Raw genomic sequence first — 20,951 nt, forward strand, 5'->3', positions numbered from 1 at the left:
ACCCTCCTGAGGTGAACCCGTCCCGTGGTGTCACAGCAGGTCGGCCTCGCGGGCGCGCCGTACCGCCTCGCTCCTGCGGGAGACGGACAGCTTGCGGTAGATGCTCTTCAGATGGGTCTTGACGGTGTTGACCGACAGATACAGCTCGGCGGCGATCTCCTGGGTCGACATCATCTGCGCCACATGCCGCAGGACCTCGCGCTCCCGATCGCTGAGCTGCTCGAGGAGCGGCGGACGGCCGCCGCCTTCCTCGGGCCGCTCGTTCAGCCAGGGATGCTCCGCCACGAGTGCGGGTGCCTGCGCGAGCAGATGCCTCAGCCAGGGGCCGGACTCGGTGAACGGCGCCCGCAGCAGTTGCGGGCGTGCGGCGTCGAGTGCCTGCCCGAGGAACACCATCGCGTGTGCGGTCGCCTCCTCCCGCAGCGCGGCGTGGGCCTGGAGCAGGCGGGCGCGCACCCGGTCGGCGGGCCCAGGGGACGCGCCGTTGCCGAGCGGTGCGAGCAGCCGGCGCGCGTGCTCGCAGTCCCCGGCTGCCAGATGGACGGCGGCAGCCGCCAAGGCGTGACCGGAGCCTCCGTCGGCTGCTCCGTTGAGCGCCGCGAGGGCCGACGAGGCGTCACCGCGGGCGAGGTGCACGGTGCAGCGGGTCATGGTCACCCTGCGCGCGGCCTCAGCGCAGAGAGGCGTCGCCTTGCGGGGCGTGCCGTGGTCACTCGCACCACTGTGGCCCACCGGCAGGCGCAATGCGTCCAGGGCTTCGAGGGCCTGGGCGGTACGACCCTGCGCCAGTGCGAGGCGGGCACGCAGCACGGCGGACTCGGCGGCGCCCAGCGGATCGTGAGCAGCGCTGCGGGAGTCCGCCGAGGCGTCGATGTGGTGCTGGGCGCCGCGGAGGTCGCCCCGCTCGGATGCGACCGCCGCGAGGGCGAGATGGCAGAGCCCGGTGCGGTGGCCGTCCGGGATTCCCGCTTCGTCGGCGATGCGCAGCCCTTCACCGGCGTGCGCCTCGGCCTCGCGCAGCATGCCGTCGACGGCCTCGGTGAGGGCGAGTGAGCCCAGGCAGTGGTAGCGCACCGTGCGGGTGAGCTCATCACCCGCGGCCTCCAGTGCCGCAGCGAAGGCATCCCGGGCCTCGGTGCGCCGGCCCTCGGCGAGGAGTGCCTGGGCACGGCCGTAGCGGCACAGGGACTCGATCTCGGGATGCTGCTCCAGTCGGGCCACGGGCAGCTGTGCCATGAGGGCCCTCACCTGGCTGTCGCCGTCCCGGACCGTGCCCGCGTCACTGAGCAGACGCAGAAGGGCGTGGGTGAGCCGCCGTTCGGGTGAGGCTGCGGATCCTTCGGTTGTTGCCGGTGCGGCACCGTTTCCAGCCTCCGCCTCCGCACGGCCGAGCTGTCTGCGGCTCTCCTCGGCGTCATGGCGAAGCAGCGCGGTGGCGGACGCGACCAGCGCGGGTGCGGTACCGGGAGCCTCGGCGGGCATGGTCCGGAACAGGCACTCGAGGCCGTGGCTGTCCGGTCCGGTGAGGAGTCGTCCGATCGCCAGCCGGTCGACGAGGAGGTCCGCGGCGTACTCCCACTCCCCCGCCTCGGCGGCGTGTTCGAGCGCCTCGGCCAGCCGGTCGTCCGCGGCGAACCACTGCGCCGCGCGCCGGTGCAGGTCCGGGCCCAGTTCGGGGGCGCGGTCGTGGAGATGGGCACGGAGCACTTCGGCGAACAGCGGATGGCCGCGGTACCAGGCGGTGTCACCGATGGGTTCGATGAAGGCGTTCTCGCGGGCGAGCCCGGCGAGTACGGCCGCGCCGTCGGCGCGTCCGGTCAGTGCGTCGGCGAGGGCCGGATGGATGTGCGTGAGGATGCTGGTGCGCATGAGCAGGTCCTGGACGGAGGCGGGCTGTGCTTCCAGGACTTCGGCCGTCAGATAGTCGGCGACGGCGTTGGGCGAGGTGGCGAAGGACCGGGCGAAGTGCTCGGCGTCATCGGCCCCCTGCATCGCCAGCGCGCACAGTCGCAGCCCCGCGGCCCAGCCCTCGGTCCGCCGGGTGAGCACCCCGACGCTCTCCTGCGAGGGCGTCAGCCCGTGCTGCTTCAGCAGTTGCGCCGTCTCGCGCGGTGTGAAGGCCAGTTCGGAGCGGCGGATCTCGCAGATCCTGCCCTCGGCGCGATAGCGGTGCAGCGGCAGCGCCGGGTCCACCCGGCCGATGAGCACCATCCTCAGGGCTGGTCCGGCGTGGGCAAGGACGAATTCGAGGTCCACCGCCACCTGCCGGCCGGTGGCCCGCTCGATGCCGTCGAGCACCAGGACGACCGGCCCGGGGAGCCCGGCCAGCGCGGAGGCGAGCCGGACGATCAGGGAACGGTCCACGGTGTCGGCGCGCGAGGGGGTGCCGATGTCGGGCAGCGGCACCTGGTGGTAGCGGAACGCCCCGATGACGTACGCCCAGAACGCGCCGGGAGCGTTCTCCTCGCTCTCGAGCGTGAGCCAGACGACGGGACCGGGAGAGCCCCCGGAGCCGTGCCAGGATGCGGCGAGGGTGGTCTTTCCCGCACCGGCAGGACCACTGATCACGGTCAGCGGTCCCCTGGTTCCTTCGGTGAGCCCGTCCAGGAGGCGTTTCCTGGCCACGAAGCCCGGCGGTACGGCGGGTACCGCGAACTTCGAGGCCAGCAGTGGATCGCCGCCCGGATCCGGCTGGGAGTCCTCGGCCATGGCTTCTACCGTCGTACGGTCCCGTCTTCCGGAGCACTGACGTGACCATGATCCCAGCGCCCCCGCATGATCGCCATTGATCGTCGGCGGCCCCGGGGGTGGCAGCGGAGGCGGCGCGGGGCGGGCCGTAGTGCAATGTCCTTGGGGTGGTCGGGGTGCGGTTCGGACGGCTGACCGGAGGTGCCATGGGCCGGAACGAGGGCGAGCTGCTCCGTTTGCAGCGCTGGACCGCGCGGTTCGCGATCGTGGCCGCCCTCACGGCGGTGGCGCTCTTCGTCCTCGTCGCCGGGCTGCGGGGCATCGCTCTGGTGGCCGTCGTGGTGGTGGGCACGGCGGTGACTGCTGCCGCCCTGTGGTGGGCGCTGACCCGTCGCGGCTTGGTGCGGGTGTGCGCCATGGTGCTGGCCGTGGCGGCGCCGGTGGTGGTCATCTGGCTGGGGCTCACATCGGGGCTGCTGTGGCTGCTGGTGCTCTGCCTTGCACTCGGGGCACTGGCGGCAACCGCCGGCTGGGAGGCGCTCGCCATGGACCCTGCCTCCGGAGCACAGCGCGCCGCCGAGGCACCCCGCCCCGAACGACCGTTCCTGATCATGAACCCACGCTCGGGCGGAGGCAAGGTCGAGCGGTTCGGGCTGAAGGAGAAGGCGCAGGCCGCGGGCGCCCGTATCGCGCTGCTGGACCCGGCACGGCAGGTCGATGTGGCGGCCCTCGCCCGCCAGGCCGTGGCCGATGGCGCGGATCTGCTGGGAGTGGCGGGCGGGGACGGCACCCAGGCCCTGGTGGCGGGGATCGCGGCCGAGCACGGCGTCCCGTTCCTCGTCGTGCCAGCGGGGACCCGCAACCACTTCGCGCTCGACCTCGGGCTGGACCGCAACGATCCCGCCGCCGCACTGGACGCGTTGACGGATGGCGTGGAACTCCGGGTGGATCTGGGCTGCATCGGCGATCGGGTGTTCGTGAACAACGCGTCGTTCGGCGCGTATGCCGCGGTGGTGCAGAGCGATGCCTACCGCAACGACAAGGTGCGCACCACGCTCGACATGTTCCCGGACGTGCTCACGCACCGGGCCGGACCGCGGCTGACGGTACGGGCGCCGGGAAACACCGTCGACGCACCGCAAGCGGCCCTGGTGAGCAACAATCCCTACCGGGTGGGCGACCTGGCCGCGCTGGGGCGGCGGGACCGGCTGGACGGCGGACTGCTCGGTCTGATGTGCATCAAGGTCGACAGCGCCGCCGAGGCGGCGGATCTGTTGCGGGGTGAACGGGCGCCGGGTCTGACCGTGCTCACGGCTCCCGAGGTCGTCGTGGACGCCGACGTCCCGCGGATCGACGTCGGCCTCGACGGTGAGGCACTCACCCTGCCGACACCGGTGCGCTGCACGGTCCGGCCGGGTGCCCTGCGGGTGCGGGTGCCCCGCGCCCGGCCAGGCGTCCCCCGTGCCCGGCCGCGCCTGAACTGGCAGCGCATCGGGCTGCTGGCACTGGCGCGCTGAAACACTCTGCGCGCCCTTGCGTTCGCGTTTACCCCTACCCCTGCCCCTGCCCCTGCCCCTGCCCCTGGACGCAGACGTGCCCTGCGACCGGGTGGTCGCAGGGCACGTACAGCCGCAAACCGGCCTCGACAGGCGTCAGTCGCGAGCGGCCGCGCGGCGCTTGCGGGTCGCCACCATGATGCCGCCACCGGCGAGCACCGCGAGAGCCGCGGCACCGGCGATCACAGGCGTGGCGCTGGACCCACCGGTTTCCGCGAGACCACCCGGCGTCGTCTCGCTGGGCGTCGGAACCGGTGCGGCGGAGCTCGGCGGCTCGCTGGACGGGGTGTCCGACGGCTCGGGGGTGTCGGAGGGCTCCGGGGTGTCCGAGGGCTCCGGGGTGTCCGAGGGCTTGGGCGTCTCGGACTCGCAGACCGGGGCGGTCTTGGTCTCGTCGTGCGAGAACCGTTCGCCGTCGCCCGCCTTCACGACCAGGCGCACCTCGACCTCGGTCTTGTGGTCGGGCAGCTTGAGCGCCTCATGGAAGTTCGAGCCGAATTCCTTGGCGGGCAGCAGGTCCTTGCCGTCCACCGTGACCGTCACCGTGTTGGTGACGCTGTCCTCGTACGCCTTCAGGTCGACGGTGACCTCGGAGCAGGTCACCGTCCACACGGGGGTGTGGGCCGAAGCAGGGGTCGCGAACAGACCCATGCCGACGAGCCCAGCGGCCGTGCCCGCTATGAGAGCGCCCGAGCGCTTCCACGCACGGGTTGGTACCTTCATCAATCCTCCACGCACTTTCAGTACTTCGTGGGTAGGTGCCGCGCACAGTACTCGCACAGCAGAACCATCTGCACCCCACCCCACTCAATTGACCCGAGCGTTACCTGGAGTGTCCGATTCCGGTTGGCCGGGCCGGAGGTGGCTGTTCCCGCCTCCGGCCCGGCCGCGGCTCAGACGACGGCCCACGGCCGCCCATGACCGTGGTGGGGCTTTGACGGGCGGGACGGATGGTGCGGACGGGACGGGTGATGCGAACCGCCACCCCCGTGCGCCGAGGTGGACACCGTCGCACTGGCTGTGGCCGTCGCCGTGCTGCCGTCGGGCGCGGTGCCGGTGGCCGTCGCCGTGTTCCGCACCTTACCGGCGCGGATGTCGCCCTTCTCGATGGTGTAGGTCGCCGTGCAGGTCATCGACTCACCAGGGGCGAGATCGCTCCGGGGACACGACACCGCCGGTGCGGGCCCCTGCCCGCTGAACCGGTGTTCGCTGACCGCCACGTCGGACAGGGGCACGCTTCCCGTGTTCTTGACGGTGAAGCGGTACTCGATCCGCGTGCCCGGGCGGGTCACTTTGGCCGGTGAGGCCGTTTTGGCCAGGGTGAGGGCAGCAACGGGGATGACCGTGGCGATGAACGTGGTGCCCGAAGTCGACGTCACCGGCGGGCCCGTGGGCGGTCTGCCGGAGGCGGTGGCTCCGTTGGTGACGGCACCGGCACTGATGTCGGCGGCGGTCACCGTGTAGGTCGCCGTGCAGGTCAACGAGGCCCCGGGCGCCAGGGAGGTGACCGGACACACTACCTGCGGACGCTGTCCCGACCCGGTGAACGAGGGCTCGACGACCCCCACATCGGTCAGGCTCACATTGCCGGTGTTGGTCACGACGAAGCGGTAGTCGACGCGCTGCCCGACGGCGGTGACCGTCGTCGGCTCCACCGACTTCACCAGGGAGAGCGCCGGCTTCTGCGCCGCGTCGACGGTCGCACTCGAGGTGGAAGTGACGCTGGGGCCGCCGTCGGGGGTACCTGTCGCACGGGCGGTGTTGGTCACCGAGCCGGAATTCATGTCGGTCTGTGTCACCACGTACGACGCCGTACAGGTCATCGACGCACCCACGGCCAGCGAAGTGCCGGGGCACGACACCACCGGAGCCGTGCCCGAACCCGAGAACGCGGTCTCGGCCACGGTGACGTCGTCGAGTGCCAGATTGCCGGTGTTGGTGACCACGAGTGTGTAGTCGACCCGCTGGCCGGCCTCCGTCACCTCTGCGGGCGACGCCGACTTCGCGAGCCGCACTTCCGGATTGCGCCGCGGAGTGAACACGGCGGACGACTCGTTGGACTCCACTCCCTGGCCCGAGGTGGAGGTACCGCCGGCGACGGCGGTGTTGGTGATCTCCCCGGCCGCCACGTCATCGGGCGTCACCGTGTACGTCGCCGTACAGGTCACCGCGTCGCCGGGCGCAAGAGCCCCGGACGGACAGGAGATCACCGGCGGGACACCCGTACCCGAGAAGGCCGTGTCACTCGCGGAGATGTCGGTCACCGTCACATTGCCGGTGTTGGTGACCAGATACGAGTACGTCAGCACCTCACCGGCACGGAACACACCACCGTCCCCGACCACCGTCTTCACCAGCGACAACGCCGGATCCTGATGAGCCGTCACCGTCTCCTCCGCCGTCGCCGTCACCGCGGGACCCGAGGGGGGCGTGCCGGTGGCGGTGGCGCCGTTGGTCACGGCACCGGCGTTGATGTCGGCCTGGGTCACCGTGTAGGTGGCCGTGCAGGTCTTCGACTGGCCGGGGGCGAGGGACCCCGGCGGGCAGGTGATGTTCGGGTCGGGGCCCGTTCCCGTGAACGCGGTCTCGTTCACCTGGACGTCCGTCAGCGTCACATTGCCGGTATTGGTGACGACCAGTGCGTAGTCGATCTGCTGGCCGTCCGCGGTCACCGTGTCGGGTGAGGCCGTCTTCACCAGAGCGATGCCCGGTGCCTGCTGGGCGGTGACGATCGCGCTGGACGGCGGGGTGGCCACGGCCGGGCCGGTGGGCGGACGGGCCGTCGCATGAGCGGTGTTGGTCACCGAGCCTGCGTCGAAGTCCGCCTGGGTGACGGCGTACGCCGCGGTGCAGGTGATCGAGGCGCCGGGATTGAGGGTCGTGTTCGGGCACGAGACCTGAGGCGCCGGGCCCGAGCCCGAGAAGTCGGTCTCGTGCACGGCCATCTGGGAGAGCGTCACATTGCCGGTGTTGGTGACCACGAAGGCGTAGGAGACGAGCTGGCCGACCGCGGTCACGCTCACCGGGTCCGCCGACTTCTCCATGGACAGGGCCGGGTTGACCACAGGCGTGAAGATCGCCGACGCCTGGATCGACACCGGCGTACCGCTCGGAGGAGTGCCGGTCGCGCGGGCCGTGTTGGTCACCGAGCCCGCATCGACATCCTGCTGGGTGAGGGTGTACGTCGCCGTGCAGACCATCGAATCACCCGGGGCGAGGGTCGTCCGCGGGCACGACGGCTCGGGTGGCGGTCCTGTTCCGGAGAAGGTGACATCCACGACGCCTACGGCGGACAGCGTCACATTTCCGGTGTTGGTGACCCGGTACGAGTACGTCAGCACCTCACCGGTCCGGAACACACCGCCGTCCCCGACCACCGTCTTCACCAGCGACAGCGCCGGATTCTGATCGGCGGTCACCGTCGTACTCGACGTCGCCGTCACCACGGGACCCGACGGCGGGGTGCCGGTGGCCGTGGCCGTGTTGTCCACCTCTCCCGCGTTCACATCCGTCTGCGTCACCGCATAGGTGGCAGTGCAGACCATCGTCTGGCCGGGGGCGAGTGACCCTCCCGGGCACGACACCGCCGGTGCCCCGCCCGAACCCGAGAACGCGGTCTCGGCCACCGTCACACCGGTCAGCGTGACGTTCCCGGTGTTCCGCACCGTGTGCGTGTACGTCACCAGCTGCCCGGCGGCCGTCACCGACTCCGGGTCGGGAGACTTCAGCAGTGTCAGCGCGGGATTCCGCTCGGCGGTCACCGTCGCGCCGGCCGTGGAGGTCACCTCGGGTCCGCCGGGCGGAGTGCCCGTGGCGCGGGCCGTGTTGGTCACCGAGCCGGAGTTCACATCGGTCTGCGTCACCACGTACGAGGCGGTACAGGTCATCGACGCACCCACCGCCAGCGAAGTGCCGGGGCACGACACCACCGGAGCCGTGCCCGAACCCGAGAACGCGGTGTCCGCCACGGTGATGTCGTCCAAGGGCAGATTGCCGGTGTTGGAGACCACCAGCGTGTAGTCGACCCGCTGGCCCGCCTGAGTCACCACACTCGGTGCAACCGTCTTGGCCAGCCGGATCTCCGGCCTGCGCGCCGGGGTGAACACCGCCGACGACTCGTTCGACGTCACCGTCTGCCCGGAGGGAGGCGTGCCGGTGGCGGTGGCGGTGTTGGTGATCTCCCCGGCCACCACGTCATCGGGCGTCACCGTGTACGTCGCCGTACAGGTCACCGCGTCGCCGGGCGCAAGAGCCCCGGACGGACAGGAGATCACCGGCGGGACACCCGTACCCGAGAAGGCCGTGTCACTCGCGGAGATGTCGGTCACCGTCACATTGCCGGTGTTGGTGACCAGATACGAGTACGTCAGCACCTCACCGGCACGGAACACACCACCGTCCCCGACCACCGTCTTCACCAGCGACAACGCCGGATCCTGATGAGCCGTCACCGTCTCCTCCGCCGTCGCCGTCACCGCGGGACCCGAGGGGGGCGTGCCGGACGCCGTGGCCGTGTTCTCCACCTCTCCCCCGTTCACATCCGTCTGCGTCACCGCATACGTGGCGATGCAGTCCATGGAGGCGCCCGGGGCGAGAGTCGTGTCAGGACACGACACCACCGGATCCCCGCCCGAACCCGAGAACGCGGTCTCGGCCACCGTCACACCGGTCAGCGTGACGTTCCCCGTGTTCCGCACCGTGTGCGTGTACGTCACCAGCTGCCCGGCGGCCGTCACCGACTGCGGAACGGCCGACTTCGTGAGCGTCAACGCGGGGGCGGGGGCGACGGGGGTGTTGGTGAAGGTGCAGAGGACGCGCGGGCTGTTCCCTCCCGGTGCGGTGCCGGGGAAGTGCAGAGTGAAGGACGTGGTCGCGCCGGAGGACACCGGTGCGTTGCCGTTGGCGGTATCGACACACGCGTAGGTCGTCGTGTAGTTGGCGAGGTTTCCACCGGACGCGGCACGCTCGGTGAGGGTGTACGTGGTGTTCGCCACCCCGACGACCGGCCCGGCCTCCACCGGCTGCACCCCGGTCGTGTTTCCGGTCGTGGTGGCGGTGTTGCCTTCGCGGATGCCGCCGCCGGTGATCGACAGTTCGAACTGGTCGTTCGACGTGGTCGATTCCATGAACCGCCCGACGATGTTCTTCTCCAGGGTCAGCGTCGGGTTGGTCGAGCAGGCACCGAGGTCCACGGAGACGAACGCCTGGTCCGACAGGCGCTTCGGCTGGCCGATAAGTTGCCCGTTGTTCGGGTTGACCGCCTGGAGGAAGGTCACGGCGGACGGAGGGACGGTGCTGTACTCGATGAAGAGCTCGCCCGCGTTGTCGAAGGCGATCCCGTTGTACTGACGCTGCTGCGGATTGTCGATGTGCGTGAGCACGGTCATGGGGAGCGCGGTGCCGGCGGCGGAGCCGGTCGTGGGCATCGGCCCGTCCACGATGCCGATCGCCGCGTCGTTGACGCCGTTGGCGGAGGTGACGATGTAGAGGTTGCCCGCCGCGTCGAAGGCGATGTCGCCGTTGGCGCCCGCGACGCTGGTGGTGGGCAGGTCGAAGGTGGCGATCACACCCGGGATCGCCGTGTGGGTCGTGGTGTTGAAGCCGTAGACCTTGGCCTTGCCGGGCGCGGAAGCAGGATTGAAGGCGGCGTAGTAGTAGATGCCGCTGGACGGGTCGATGGCGCCCGCCACCACGACCACGCCGCTGCCGGGCGTCGTCCCGGAGTAGGTGGTCCAGGTGTCACTGTCCGCGTCATAGCCGTGGACGACGATCGAGGACGACCCGCCGGTCCGGTCGACGACATACGCTCCTGTGCCTCCCGGGAGGATGCCGAGCGCATTGGTCATTCCTCCTTGCGGGATCTTGCTGACCACGGTGGTGGTCACGGCGGGCGTGGGTCCCGCGAGGGTGCTGGTGTCGAGCGCGAGCAGAGTGCCGAAGTCCGAGGCGTTGGCACCGTTCTGGACTGCGTAGATCCGTTCGCCCGTGCAGCTCAGCGGAGCGGCCGCCGCCATGGCCGACCCGGCTGCCATGTACCGGTCCTCGTTCCCGTGCGGTACGGAACCCGGCTCGGCGTTCGCGGCCGCGAGGGGGACGGCGTGGACCGGCCCCAGCAGCAACAGGGCACCCAGCACGCCGGTCCAGCAGCGCCTGGCTACCCCAGGGGGTCTGAATACAGACAAGGAGAACTCCCTGGAGTGATAACAGAATGCGAAATTGCCCGGCCAAATACATCACAAGCAGAGATAGCCCATGACAATATGCATTGCCGCATTCTGAATCACTGCGAAACTATCAGCCGAAAGGCCGAAGTCCCGCACGGGAGTTACGTTAATCGCGCTAATCGTATCCTTTTACCGTGGGCGCGCTCGAAGCCGTTCCCACGGCACGGCCGGACCGGACGAACGGCGCGCAGTGTCAGCGAGCATCACCCTTCCCCGGCCGCTGCTTCCCGCCGAACGTCAGCCCGCTTCCGGTGAGGTCGGCGCGGATTCCCTCGGGCTCCACCGCGATACCACGAAGGCGTATGTCACCCGACGCGGCCTTCGGGAGTTCAAAGGAGAGCGAGAGGCTTTCGGAAAGCTGCGGCGGCTTCAGTTTCAGCAGTGTGCCGATCAGCTTGGGATCGATACCGGCCTTTTCCAGCAGCCAGGGATGGTCGATGACCACATCGACCAGGTTGACCTTCATCAGCTGCTTCAGAAAGCGTGGTGAGCCGGTGAGTTCGCTCAGCGCTGCTTCACTGCGCAGGGCACGCTCGATCTGCGCGCGGGGAATGCCGAGACGCTCGGCCACGGCGGGCAGCTCCAGCAGGGCCTTGGCTCGGGCCGCCTCACGGCTGATGCGCTCCGCGGCTTCGGCGTGGAGGCGCAGGCCGGAGCGCTCCGGGTCCTTTCCGGGGCGGTAGGTGAAAAGACCGGGCACGTCGAGGCGCATGTCCTCGACCGTGGTGGACACGGCCCGGTCTCCGTCCTGCCGGATGTACGCCTGTGCCCGCAGACTGACATCCCGCCCGGCGACCGGCAGCGATCCGGAGATTCCGATGCCACCGGAGCCGGTCTCGGTGAACCTCACCCTCGATGCGCCGAGTTCACGGTTCAGATCGTCGAAGGAGAGCAGGACATCGCCGTCCATGCGGTCGACGACCGCGCCCTCGACGGCGGTCGGAAGATCTCCGACGATCCGGATGTCCTCCGCCGTGGCGTGCACCTCAGCGATCGAGACCTTGTCGGCCGCCACGTCCGGGACCGTCACATCGGCTCTGTCGATCCGCTGGCGCAGGACCTGGGTGAGGAACGGAAAGCCCTTGATGTCGACCTCGGGCCGTGCTCCCCCACCGAGCGACTGCTGGATCCTCTCCGCGGCCTTGTCCTCGGCATAGGCCACCGACACCCGGTCGCAGAGGACGAGGAGCATCCCGCACACCACGACCGCGACGGCGAGTTTGAACACCACCGGCACGGCCGCGAGCCGGCTCCGGCCCCGGTGGTTGGGAGGTGTCCACTCCTCCTCGTCGCCCTCGTGCGGGCGGATTCCCGGTGTGGCGGGAATCACTCGACCGCGATATGGCAGAGGCTCGTCCAACTCGGGCTCCGGATCGGCCAGTTGAGCGAGCTCTTCATACGGGTTGCGGGGATGCGCGGTAATGCGTGTGGGGGGTCGCATCAGCTCATCCCATCATGCGCACCACCCTCGAACGCAACTTCGGACGATGTGACCTCCGCTTCGCCACACGCAGGGTCACGGCTCACTCGATGCCGCGGCCCCGGCGGAACCGCTCCAGCCCGGTGTCCAGGGCGACCGTCCGCTCGGGGTAGTCGTACCGCGCCCGCTCATCGGCCGGCAGCTTCCACGGTTCGTGTACGGCAGGGCCCTCGATTCCGGCGAGTTCGGGTACCCAGCGGCGCACATAGGCGCCGTCCGGGTCGAAGCGCCTGGCCTGCCGCAGCGGGTTGAGCACCCTGTTCGGCCGGGTGTCCGTACCGGTGCCCGCCACCCATTGCCAGTTGAGCTGGTTGTTCGCGATGTCCCCGTCGACCAGCAGGTCGAGGAAGTGCGCCGCGCCGACCCGCCAGTCCACGTACAGGGTCTTGGTGAGGAAGCTCGCGGTCAGCAGCCTCCCGCGGTTGTGCATCCACCCTTCGTGGCGCAGCTGACGCATGGCCGCGTCGATCACCGGGTAGCCGGTCCGGCCCTCCCTCCATGCCTGTGTCTCCTCCTCGGCACTGCTCCCCGAGCGCCAGTGGTCGTGCCGGGTCCGGTAGTCATGGGCGGCGGTGAGCGGCCGAGCGTCGAGCACCTGCTGGTGGAAGTCCCGCCAGCACAGCTGCCGTACAAACGCTTCCCCGCCCTCACCCCCGGCCGTGCGGGCCCGGTGCACGAGCTCGGCCGGGGAGAGCGTGCCGAAGTGCAGATGCGGCGAGAGCCGGGAGGTCGCGTCACCCGCGAGGTCGTCGTGTGTCTCGGCGTATCGCGAGATCCCACTCCGCAGCCATGCGTTCCGGAGTTTGCGCGCCTCCTCCTCGCCGCCGCGGGCCAGCCCCGGGGAGACCCCCGCGACGTCCTCGCGTGAGGGGACGGCATCCGAACCGACGGCTCGGGGCACGCGCAGCGCCCTGGGTGCGCCGAGGGTGCCCCGGATCTCCTGCTGCGACCAGCGGCGGAAGTACGGCGTGAAGACGGCGAAGTGGTCCGAGCCCGACGGAACGACGGCACCCGCGCCGAGCGCACTGACGACCGCGTCGTGGACGACCAGCCGGATCCCCTGCCGCTCCAGCTCCCGGCGGAGCCGGGCCTCGCGGGCGTGCGCGTAGCCGCTGGCACCGGCCGCCATGTGCACCTCGCGGGCCTCCGCTTCGCGCGCCACCGCGCAGACCTCCTCAAGGACCTCACCCGACCGCACCACCAGCCGACCGCCGCGCTCGCGCAGCCCGCGGTCGAGGTCCGTCAGGCAGTCGGCGAGGAACGCCTGGCGGTTGGGGGCGCAGAAGCGCAGCGCTTCGATGCTGCGGTCGCGTACGAACAGCGGCACCACCTCGTCGCAGGAAGAGGCGGCCGCGCGCAGGGGCGGGTGGTCGTGGAGGCGCAGATCGGCGGTGAAGAGGACGACCGCGGCGGTCATGAGACCACTCCCTGGAGCGTGTTGGAGGTGTTCACCCGGTGCTTCCTGTGTCCTTGGGATGTTCTGCGTTCTTGGCGGGCTGTGTGTTCTCGGCGGTCTCTGTGTTCGTGTCGACTGTGCTGTCGGCTTTTGTGCGTACTGCGGCTCTGGCGATATTGCGGGCCATCCCACCGAACACAACGGCGTGGAACGGGGACACGCTCCACCAGTACATGTGTCCGAGCAGACCGCGCGGGTGGAACAACGCCCGCTGCCGGTAGCGGGACCGCCCGGTCTCGGCTCCCTCGGCGGGCTCGGCGTACATCTCGAGCCAGGCCAGCCCCGGCAGCCGCATTTCGGCGCGCAGCCGCAGCAGCCGGCCCGGCTCGATCTCCTCGACCCGCCAGAAGTCCAGCGAGTCCCCCACCCGCAGGCGTGCCGCATCCCGCCGGCCGCGCCGCAGCCCGTCCCCGCCGACCAGTCGGTCGAGCCAGCCGCGCACCGCCCAGGCGAGCGGAAACGAGTACCAGCCGTTGTCGCCTCCGATGCCCTCGATGACCCGCCACAGCGCCTGCGGGGAGGCGTCGACCGCGAGCGCACGCCGGTCCGTGTAGAGGCTGCCCCCGGCCCAGTCGGGATCGGTGGGCAGCGGATCGCTCGGGGCTCCCGGCAGGGCGGCGGACGACCAGCGGGTGGTCACCTGCGCTTCGCGTACCCGCCGCAGGGCCAGAGCGAGTGCCTCGTCGAAGCCGATCGGGGCACCGGGCGGGTCGGGGACGTACCGCGCGATGTCGTGCTCGCCGCAGACGACCTCATGGCGCAGCGATTCCGCCAGCGGCCGGGCGAGGGACCGCGGCACCGGGGTGACCAGACCGATCCACTGGCTGGAGAGGCGCGGGGTCAGCATCGGTACCCGCAGGATCCGGCGCTGTGGCAGTGCGGCCACCGCCGCGTACCGCCGCATCATCTCCTCGTAGGTGACGACGTCGGGCCCGCCGATGTCGAAGGTGCGGTTGATCTCGTCCGGCATCCCCGCGCTGCCCACGAGATAGCGCAGCACGTCCCGGACGGCGATCGGCTGGATCCGGGTGCTCACCCAGCTCGGCGTGACCATGATGGGCAGGCGTTCGGTGAGGTAGCGCAGCATTTCGAACGACGCGGAGCCCGAGCCGATGATGACCGCGGCGCGGAGTACGGTCGCGGGGACCTGGGACCCGAGGAAGATCTCTCCCACTTCGGCGCGGGAGCGCAGGTGTGGTGAGAGGTCGGCAGCCGGAACGTCCGCCGGGGTCAGTCCGCCCAGATAGACGATGCGCCGTACACCGGCCGTGCGGGCACGCTCCGCGAAGATCCTGGCTGCATCCCGGTCCGTGTCCTCGAACCCACGTCCCGTGCGCAGCGCGTGAACGAGGTAGTAGGCGATGTCCACCCCCTCTAGCGCGGCACCGACCGCGTCCTCGTCGGTCACGTCGCCGCGCACGATGTCCACGCTGCCTGCCCAGGGCTGGTCCCGCAGCTTGCCGGGCGATCTGGCCATGCAGCGCACCCGGTAGCCGGACGCCAGCAGCTCGGGCACCAGGCGCCCCCCGATGTACCCCGTCGCTCCTGTCACCAGGCAGTGCCTGCGCCGCATGTCCCGGTGGGTCTCGCCGCTCATGGCTCCTCCATTCCTCGTTGTACCGGTCCTGTTCCCGCTGTCTCTTCCGTGTCCTCTCACTGATTCGGCTCCCGGTGCCCTCCCGGATGCACCCGTGTGGGCGTGAACAGCCGTGAACAGGCACGACGGGTGAACGAGCGTGGTGGAAACGCGACGGCTGGGTATGGGGAGCCCATGAACACACTCCGGGTGGGAAAGATCCGACAGCGCCTGCACGCCAAGGACGTGGCTCTGTTCGGGACGGTCGCCGCGCGCCGCTGGCCGGGAGCCGAGCCGGTGCTGCCCCGGCTGAGCCGCAGCGCCAACCACGGGCTGCTGTGGTTCGGCATCGGTGCCGGGATCTGGGCGCTGGGCGGGGTGCGCGGACGGCGGGCCGCGGTGCGCGGGGTGGCCTCGCTCGCGCTGGCGTCGGCCACGGTGAACACCCTGGCCAAGGGGGCGGTGCGGCGGGCCCGGCCTCTCATGGACGACGTGCCGATCATCCGGCATCTGCCGCACCAGCCCGTGACCAGCTCCTTCCCTTCCGGGCACTCGGCCTCCGCCGCCGCATTCGCGACCGGTGTGGCCATGGAGTCGCGAGGCTGGGGCGCGGCGCTGGCCCCGGTCGCCGCGTCGGTGGCCTTTTCCCGCGTCTACACGGGTGTCCATTTCCCCAGCGATGTGCTGGTCGGCGCGGCACTCGGGGTGGGGGCGGCATACGCCGTGCGGGGGCTGGTTCCCTCCCGCTCGCAGCTCCCGGCACCGGCCAGGCCGCGGGCCGATGCCCCGGCGCTTCCTGAGGGCAAGGGCCTCACCGTGGTCGTCAATCCGTCCTCCGGGGCCCAGCCGCAGCTGATCGACCCGGTACGCCAGCTGAGGACCGCACTGCCGCAGGCCCGCGTGGTGGTCTACGAGCCCGAGGCCGGCCCCTTGCCCGACGTGCTCGCCGAGGCCGCGAAGTCCGTCGCCGAGTCCGGTGGTGCGCTCGGAGTGTGCGGCGGAGACGGCACGGTGAACGCGGCGGCTGAGTGCGCGCTCCGGTTCGACGTCCCGCTTGCCGTGCTGCCCGGCGGCACCTTCAACCACTTCGCGGCGGACCTGGGTGCCGACACGATCCCGGTCGCCTGCGCCGCCGTGGAGGCGGGCAGCGCCGTACGGGCCGATGTCGGCCGGGTCAGAGCCGCCACGGGTGCGGACGGACGGTTCCCCGAGCACCGGAGCGTGGGGCCGGATGCGCAGGAGCCGCGCTATTTCCTCAACACCTTCAGCATCGGGGTCTATCCGGAACTCGTACGCATCCGGGAGCACTGGTCACCGCGCGTCGGCGGACCTCCCGCCGCCGTGATCGCGGTGATCCAGGTGCTGCGGACGACCCGTCCGCTGCGCGCCAAGGTGAACGGCAAGGCCCGGTCCGTCTGGCTGCTGTTCGCGGGTAACGGCGCCTACCGCAGCCTCGGTATGGCCCCGGCGCGGCGCCACGATCTGTCGGACGGTCTGCTCGACGTCCGCATCGCGCACGGCGGGCGTTTCGCCCGGACCAGGCTGCTGGCCACCGCTGTCGCGGGCGGGCTGGCCCGGACCAGGCTGTACGCCTCGGCGCGGCCGCGGCGGCTGCTGATCTCGGACCTCCCGGAGGGCACGAGCATGGCGTACGACGGCGAGGTCGTGCCCGCGCCCTCGTCCCTGGTGATCGACAAGCTCGACGAGGCTCTGACGGTGTACCGCCCTGTGGCGGACTGACTCGGCGTCATCGCCGACTCCTCAGATCGGTTCCATGCGGCCGAACAACCCGGCGTGACCGGGCGGCAGTTGGGTGAGGATGCGCCGCAGCAGGGCGTCGTCGGCAGTCTCGGCCACGATACCGAGCACGGCGGTGACGGCACGGCGGGCCTCGGCGAAGTCGCCGTGGCCGCTGGCCGCCACCGCCTCGATGAATCCACGCGGCGTCAGCGGCTCGCTGGCGGGCTCGCCGGCGGTCAGCAGCGGGCCGCACTGCTTCGGCAGCAGACGGGCGAGGTCACCGCGGTCATCGCCCACCAGATGGGCTCCCAGGACGTCCAGGACGATCTCGGTGGCGTGTGCGGCCTCCTGCCGCAGTGTGTAGCGGCCTCGTTCCTGCACCTGATCAAGCAGCGTTTCCAACGGAATGTTCATGTCCGCTCCTTGTCGTGGCCGCCCTGCGGCGGCATGCACCCCCCGCTACCCGCCGCGGGATCGGCTACACGCCCTGTCACCCGCATGCGGCGGCCTGCCAGGGGGCGTTCTGACGGATCCCCACGGCGTGCGGCAGGATGACAGATCGCGTCGAGTCGGAGCCGCTGGTTCCCCGCGTCTCGGCGTGATCGTACGACGCACTCCCAGAACCCACAGGTGGCAAGGTGACGAGACATCACATCCGGACCACAGCGGCATCCACCGCTGTGCGCATACTCCCCCGCGCCACGGGAGGGGCCCGTTGAACCGGGACCTCACCCCGCATGATCTGATCGTCGCCGGAATCGCGCTGGCCGCGGGCATCGGCGCGGCGCTGCTGCTGCGCCTGGTCCTGAAATGGCTCGGGGTACGCGCGAGCCGGACGCGCTGGGGCGGCGACGACATTCTCGTGGACGCCCTGCGCGCTCTGGCCCCGTGGGCCGCGGTCACCGGAGGGGCCGCGGTGGCGGCGTCGGTGCTGCCACTGACGGCTTCCGTCGGGCGCAATGTCACCATGGCGCTCACCGCGGTGCTCATCATGGCAGCGACCCTCACGGCCACCAGGATCGTGGCCGGGCTGGTGCAGGCCCTGGCACAGTCCCGGTCCGGCGTCGCCGGATCGGCCACGATCTTCGTGAACATCTCCCGTGTCGTGGTCATCGCCATGGGGTTCCTCGTGGTCCTGGAGACCCTGGGCGTCTCCATCGCCCCGCTGCTCACCGCTCTGGGCGTGGGCGGTCTCGCGGTGGCGCTGGCCCTCCAGGACACCCTGGCCAACCTGTTCGCGGGCGTGCACATCCTTGCCTCCAAGACCGTCCAGCCCGGCGACTACATCCGGCTCAGCAGCGGCGAAGAAGGCTATGTCGTCGACATCAACTGGCGTAACACCGTGGTGCGCCACATCTCCAACAACCTGGTGATCATTCCGAACACCAAGCTCTCGGGGACCAACATGACCAACTACCACCGTCCGGAGCAGCAGATGACGCTCACGGTCCAGGTGGGAGTCGGCTATGACAGCGACCTGGACCATGTGGAGAAGGTCACGACAGAGGTCATCGAGAGTGTCATGGCGGACGTCGAGGGGGGTGTGCCGGACCATGAAGCGGCCATCCGCTTCCACACGTTCGGCGACTCGCGCATCGGCTTCACGGTGATCCTGGGCGTGGGCGAGTTCAGCGACCAGTACCGGATCAAGCACGAGTTCATCAAGCGGCTGCACCGGCGCTACCGCGCCGAGGGCATCAGCATTCCCGCTCCGATGCGGACCATCTCGATGGGGCAGGGGGAGCTGCAGATCCCCCATCAGCGCTCCGCCGAGCAGGCTGTGCACGCGCCCACGTCCCTGCCCGCGCACGGCGCTCCCACGGCTCCCCCGGTGTGAGGCCACGGGCGCTCTCACGGTGACATGTGTCAGCCCTGGCCGGGCCCGTCGCGGGCTCGGCCAGGGCTGAGTGGCTGAAAGAAGCCGTCAGCGCCGGCGTGCGGCCTCACCACGGCCACGCATACGCAGCAGGACGACACCGGCGATCAGCAGCAAGGCTCCGGCCGCGGACGGCCACAGCTGGGCGCCGGTCGAGGCGAGCCCACCGCCCGTCTGAGGCTGGCTGCCCGCGTTGACCACCGGCTTGGTCTGCACGTTCTGCTCAGCCGGCTTGTTCTGCTCATCGCCGCCGGCGTCCGGGGTGGTGTCGGTCCCGGCAGGCTGCCCCGCGGCCGCGTCCTTGCCGTCACCGGCGTTGCCCGCACCGGCCACGGCGCCGGGCTTGCTCTTGACCTCGGGCTGAACGACGTTCCCACCCGGGGCCTCAGGCTGGTCGACGTTCCCACCCGGGGCCTCGGGCTGCTCGACATTCCCACCCGGAGCCTCGGGCTGCTCGCCGCCACCGTTGTTCTGACCCGCGCCCGGGTCCTCGGGCTGGTCGTCGCCACCGTTGTTGTCGCCCGCGCCCGGGTCCTCGGGGGCGTCGGGCTCCTGCTGGTCGTCGCCACCCGGGTCCTGGGGCTGCTCCCCGGCACCCGGGTCCGCCGGAGCGCCGGGCTCCTCATCGCCGTCACCCGCCGGAGGGGCTCCCGCATCGCCGCCGGCGCCGCACTGGCGCCCCTCGTTGATGCAGCTCACCACGTCGTTCATCAGGTTCTCGTCGAAGACGTTGATGAAGTCGCCGTGGTCCGTGACCGGCTTGTGCAGCTGCTCGGGGAACGAGTCGACCGCGAAGACGCTCGGGTTGTTCCCGTCGAAGACCGGCGGCGGCACGTCGTACACGATCCGCTGGACGAGCTGCGGAATGGCCTTGAAGCCGTTCTGGCAGGCGCCGTTCTGGTCGGCGAAGGCGACATGGGTGCGGTGGTTGGCGCTGTCGGTGTTCTGGCCGTCCCAGCAGCTCTGGAACTTGAACGACCGCACGACCTTGCTGCCCTCGGGGCAGACCGGGTACTTGTCCTTGAGCTGGCGGTTCTCGAAGCCCGTGCAGCTCCAGGAGGCGTTGGCGTTGGCGTTGCCGTTGACGAACGCCTTGGCGTCACCCGTGATGATCCGCAGGAACCGCGGCATCGCGGTGACCTCGCTGACCGGGCTGCCGACGAAGTTCAGGGTCACCTGGGACGGTGTCTGGATCTCGCCGACGTTCTTGTCCTTGCCGCCGCCGTCCGCCTGGACGTCGTTCTCGTCCTGGCCGTTCTGCACACGCAGCACCGGCCAGTAGTAGGTCGACTTGTCGCCCTGGTCGCTACAGGTCGTCTGCCCGTTGGCGAGGTCGTCGTCGCTGGCGAAGGCGTCATTGGCCTGGTTGCCCACATAGTCGTGCATGTGGTGGGCGCCGTTGCTCACACCGGGCGCCACGATGACGTTGTCCGGGTTGAACTTGCCGTTCTCGTTCCGGCCGCACTCCGTGGTGAAGGTGCCCTGGGAGGCACCCTGCTGCTGGGGCGGGTTCTGCACGTTCGGCTGGACGGACTGGATGTCCACGAAGTCGGATGCCTCGGGACCGTTGCCGGCCTGACCGCCGCTGCCGTCGCCCTGACCGCCGTCACCCTGGTCCTGGCCGCCGTTCTGATCCTGGCCGCCGTTCTGGTCCTGATCGCCGTTCTGGTCCTGATCGCCGTTGCCGGTGTCGGCGTCATCGGCCTGGAGGGCACATGGGGCCATGGCCTCGAGACCCTCAGGGCGCTCTCCCGCCACCCGGCCGATGGCGACCGCGATCCGTTCGATACCGGCCGTGCGCTTGTCCTTCAGCGGCTGGAGCACGGCGTTCTGCGCGTACTGCGGATCGCGCGCTATCTGCTCCTTCTCGTTGACGAAGCGCTGGTACGCCTCGGTGATCTGGCTGTCGAGCGAGGCCAGTTCACGGTCGACCTCCTGCCGGGCGCCGTCCGGCACCTGGGGCAGCCCGTTCGCCACCTCGGGGCATTTGATGGTCGACGCGGAGGCGCTGGCACTCTGCGTCTGGTTCTGTTCCCCGTTCCATGCACTGGGCCAGGGCCCACTGCCTTCACCGGCGGAGGCATAGGAGTTGACCGCGATCAGACCACCCCCGCCCAGCATGAGAGCGATCGAGGCAACGAGTGCTCGTTTGCCCCGCTTAGACCGTCGCCGCACTGTGCGTCCCAATGGAGCTCCTATGTTTCCTTGCCGGTCGGCCGTGAACACGCGCTGACGAGAGCGCCGCTTCGAGAGAAGTACGGAAGTGACGCGCGGGATGTTCAAACCGGAAAGAAACTCCTGGCGATCTCGGATACGGGTGTGCCTGGTGTGCCGCGTCGCCGTCGGGGCGTACGC

Annotated in this window: 11 protein-coding genes; 3 read left to right on the forward strand and 8 right to left on the reverse strand. The window is 70.3% G+C overall.

The features are described from left to right. Positions 1-30 precede the first annotated feature (30 nt). Positions 31-2,709 (reverse strand): LuxR C-terminal-related transcriptional regulator, encoded by a 2,679-nt coding sequence (locus tag ACFV6V_RS00755; RefSeq protein WP_385556999.1) that lies wholly within the window; start codon positions 2,707-2,709, stop codon positions 31-33. 185 nt (positions 2,710-2,894) lie between these two features. Here ACFV6V_RS00755 and ACFV6V_RS00760 point away from each other — a divergent pair, with 185 nt between their 5' ends. Further along, positions 2,895-4,205 carry a diacylglycerol/lipid kinase family protein gene (locus ACFV6V_RS00760; protein WP_385557002.1) on the forward strand — a complete coding sequence of 437 codons (1,311 nt, stop codon included), beginning with the start codon at positions 2,895-2,897 and terminating at the stop codon, positions 4,203-4,205. Between the two features lie 135 nt (positions 4,206-4,340). On the opposite strand, the gene ACFV6V_RS00765 is transcribed toward ACFV6V_RS00760, so the two are convergent. The 5 genes from ACFV6V_RS00765 to ACFV6V_RS00785 form a co-directional block, all read right to left on the reverse strand. Next, positions 4,341-4,967: an LAETG motif-containing sortase-dependent surface protein gene (locus ACFV6V_RS00765; RefSeq protein ID WP_385557005.1), complete on the reverse strand. Its 627-nt coding sequence runs from the start codon at positions 4,965-4,967 to the stop codon at positions 4,341-4,343. A 170-nt stretch (positions 4,968-5,137) separates the two neighbouring features. Further along, positions 5,138-10,426 carry a hypothetical protein gene (locus ACFV6V_RS00770; RefSeq protein WP_385557008.1) on the reverse strand — a complete coding sequence of 1,763 codons (5,289 nt, stop codon included), beginning with the start codon at positions 10,424-10,426 and terminating at the stop codon, positions 5,138-5,140. 235 nt (positions 10,427-10,661) lie between these two features. Continuing rightward, entirely contained in the window at positions 10,662-11,798 is a 1,137-nt protein-coding gene (locus tag ACFV6V_RS00775; protein WP_385557011.1) for a DUF2993 domain-containing protein, read from the reverse strand. Between the two features lie 193 nt (positions 11,799-11,991). Continuing rightward, positions 11,992-13,365 carry a cryptochrome/photolyase family protein gene (locus ACFV6V_RS00780; RefSeq protein ID WP_385557014.1) on the reverse strand — a complete coding sequence of 458 codons (1,374 nt, stop codon included), beginning with the start codon at positions 13,363-13,365 and terminating at the stop codon, positions 11,992-11,994. A gap of 31 nt (positions 13,366-13,396) precedes the next feature. Then, entirely contained in the window at positions 13,397-15,001 is a 1,605-nt protein-coding gene (locus ACFV6V_RS00785; RefSeq protein ID WP_385557017.1) for an SDR family oxidoreductase, read from the reverse strand. Positions 15,002-15,175: 174 nt separating this feature from the next. On the opposite strand from ACFV6V_RS00785, the gene ACFV6V_RS00790 reads away from it, so the two are divergent. Further along, positions 15,176-16,720 (forward strand): bifunctional phosphatase PAP2/diacylglycerol kinase family protein, encoded by a 1,545-nt coding sequence (locus ACFV6V_RS00790; RefSeq protein ID WP_385557020.1) that lies wholly within the window; start codon positions 15,176-15,178, stop codon positions 16,718-16,720. A 21-nt stretch (positions 16,721-16,741) separates the two neighbouring features. Here ACFV6V_RS00790 and ACFV6V_RS00795 read toward each other — a convergent pair whose 3' ends face one another. Continuing rightward, positions 16,742-17,134 carry a DUF2267 domain-containing protein gene (locus ACFV6V_RS00795; RefSeq protein ID WP_385557022.1) on the reverse strand — a complete coding sequence of 131 codons (393 nt, stop codon included), beginning with the start codon at positions 17,132-17,134 and terminating at the stop codon, positions 16,742-16,744. Between the two features lie 301 nt (positions 17,135-17,435). On the opposite strand from ACFV6V_RS00795, the gene ACFV6V_RS00800 reads away from it, so the two are divergent. After that, the gene (locus ACFV6V_RS00800; RefSeq protein WP_385557025.1) at positions 17,436-18,557 is read left to right on the forward strand and encodes a mechanosensitive ion channel family protein; all 1,122 of its coding nucleotides are present in this window, start codon (positions 17,436-17,438) and stop codon (positions 18,555-18,557) included. An 87-nt stretch (positions 18,558-18,644) separates the two neighbouring features. Here the strand turns inward: ACFV6V_RS00800 and ACFV6V_RS00805 are convergent, their stop codons facing one another. Further along, positions 18,645-20,717 (reverse strand): DUF1996 domain-containing protein, encoded by a 2,073-nt coding sequence (locus ACFV6V_RS00805; protein WP_385557028.1) that lies wholly within the window; start codon positions 20,715-20,717, stop codon positions 18,645-18,647. Positions 20,718-20,951 lie beyond the last annotated feature (234 nt).

This window comes from Streptomyces sp. NPDC059828 (genome assembly GCF_042731955.1).
In the GTDB taxonomy this organism is placed as follows: domain Bacteria; phylum Actinomycetota; class Actinomycetes; order Streptomycetales; family Streptomycetaceae; genus Streptomyces.

What these genes read in the sequence shown, in the direction of transcription:
- ACFV6V_RS00755 (WP_385556999.1), bottom strand. Translation starts at nt 2,709, where the DNA reads ATGGCCGAGGACTCCCAGCCGGATCCGGGCGGCGATCCACTGCTGGCC.
- ACFV6V_RS00760 (WP_385557002.1), top strand. Translation starts at nt 2,895, where the DNA reads ATGGGCCGGAACGAGGGCGAGCTGCTCCGTTTGCAGCGCTGGACCGCG.
- ACFV6V_RS00765 (WP_385557005.1), bottom strand. Translation starts at nt 4,967, where the DNA reads ATGAAGGTACCAACCCGTGCGTGGAAGCGCTCGGGCGCTCTCATAGCG.
- ACFV6V_RS00780 (WP_385557014.1), bottom strand. Translation starts at nt 13,365, where the DNA reads ATGACCGCCGCGGTCGTCCTCTTCACCGCCGATCTGCGCCTCCACGAC.
- ACFV6V_RS00785 (WP_385557017.1), bottom strand. Translation starts at nt 15,001, where the DNA reads ATGAGCGGCGAGACCCACCGGGACATGCGGCGCAGGCACTGCCTGGTG.
- ACFV6V_RS00790 (WP_385557020.1), top strand. Translation starts at nt 15,176, where the DNA reads ATGAACACACTCCGGGTGGGAAAGATCCGACAGCGCCTGCACGCCAAG.
- ACFV6V_RS00795 (WP_385557022.1), bottom strand. Translation starts at nt 17,134, where the DNA reads ATGAACATTCCGTTGGAAACGCTGCTTGATCAGGTGCAGGAACGAGGC.
- ACFV6V_RS00805 (WP_385557028.1), bottom strand. Translation starts at nt 20,717, where the DNA reads ATGCTGGGCGGGGGTGGTCTGATCGCGGTCAACTCCTATGCCTCCGCC.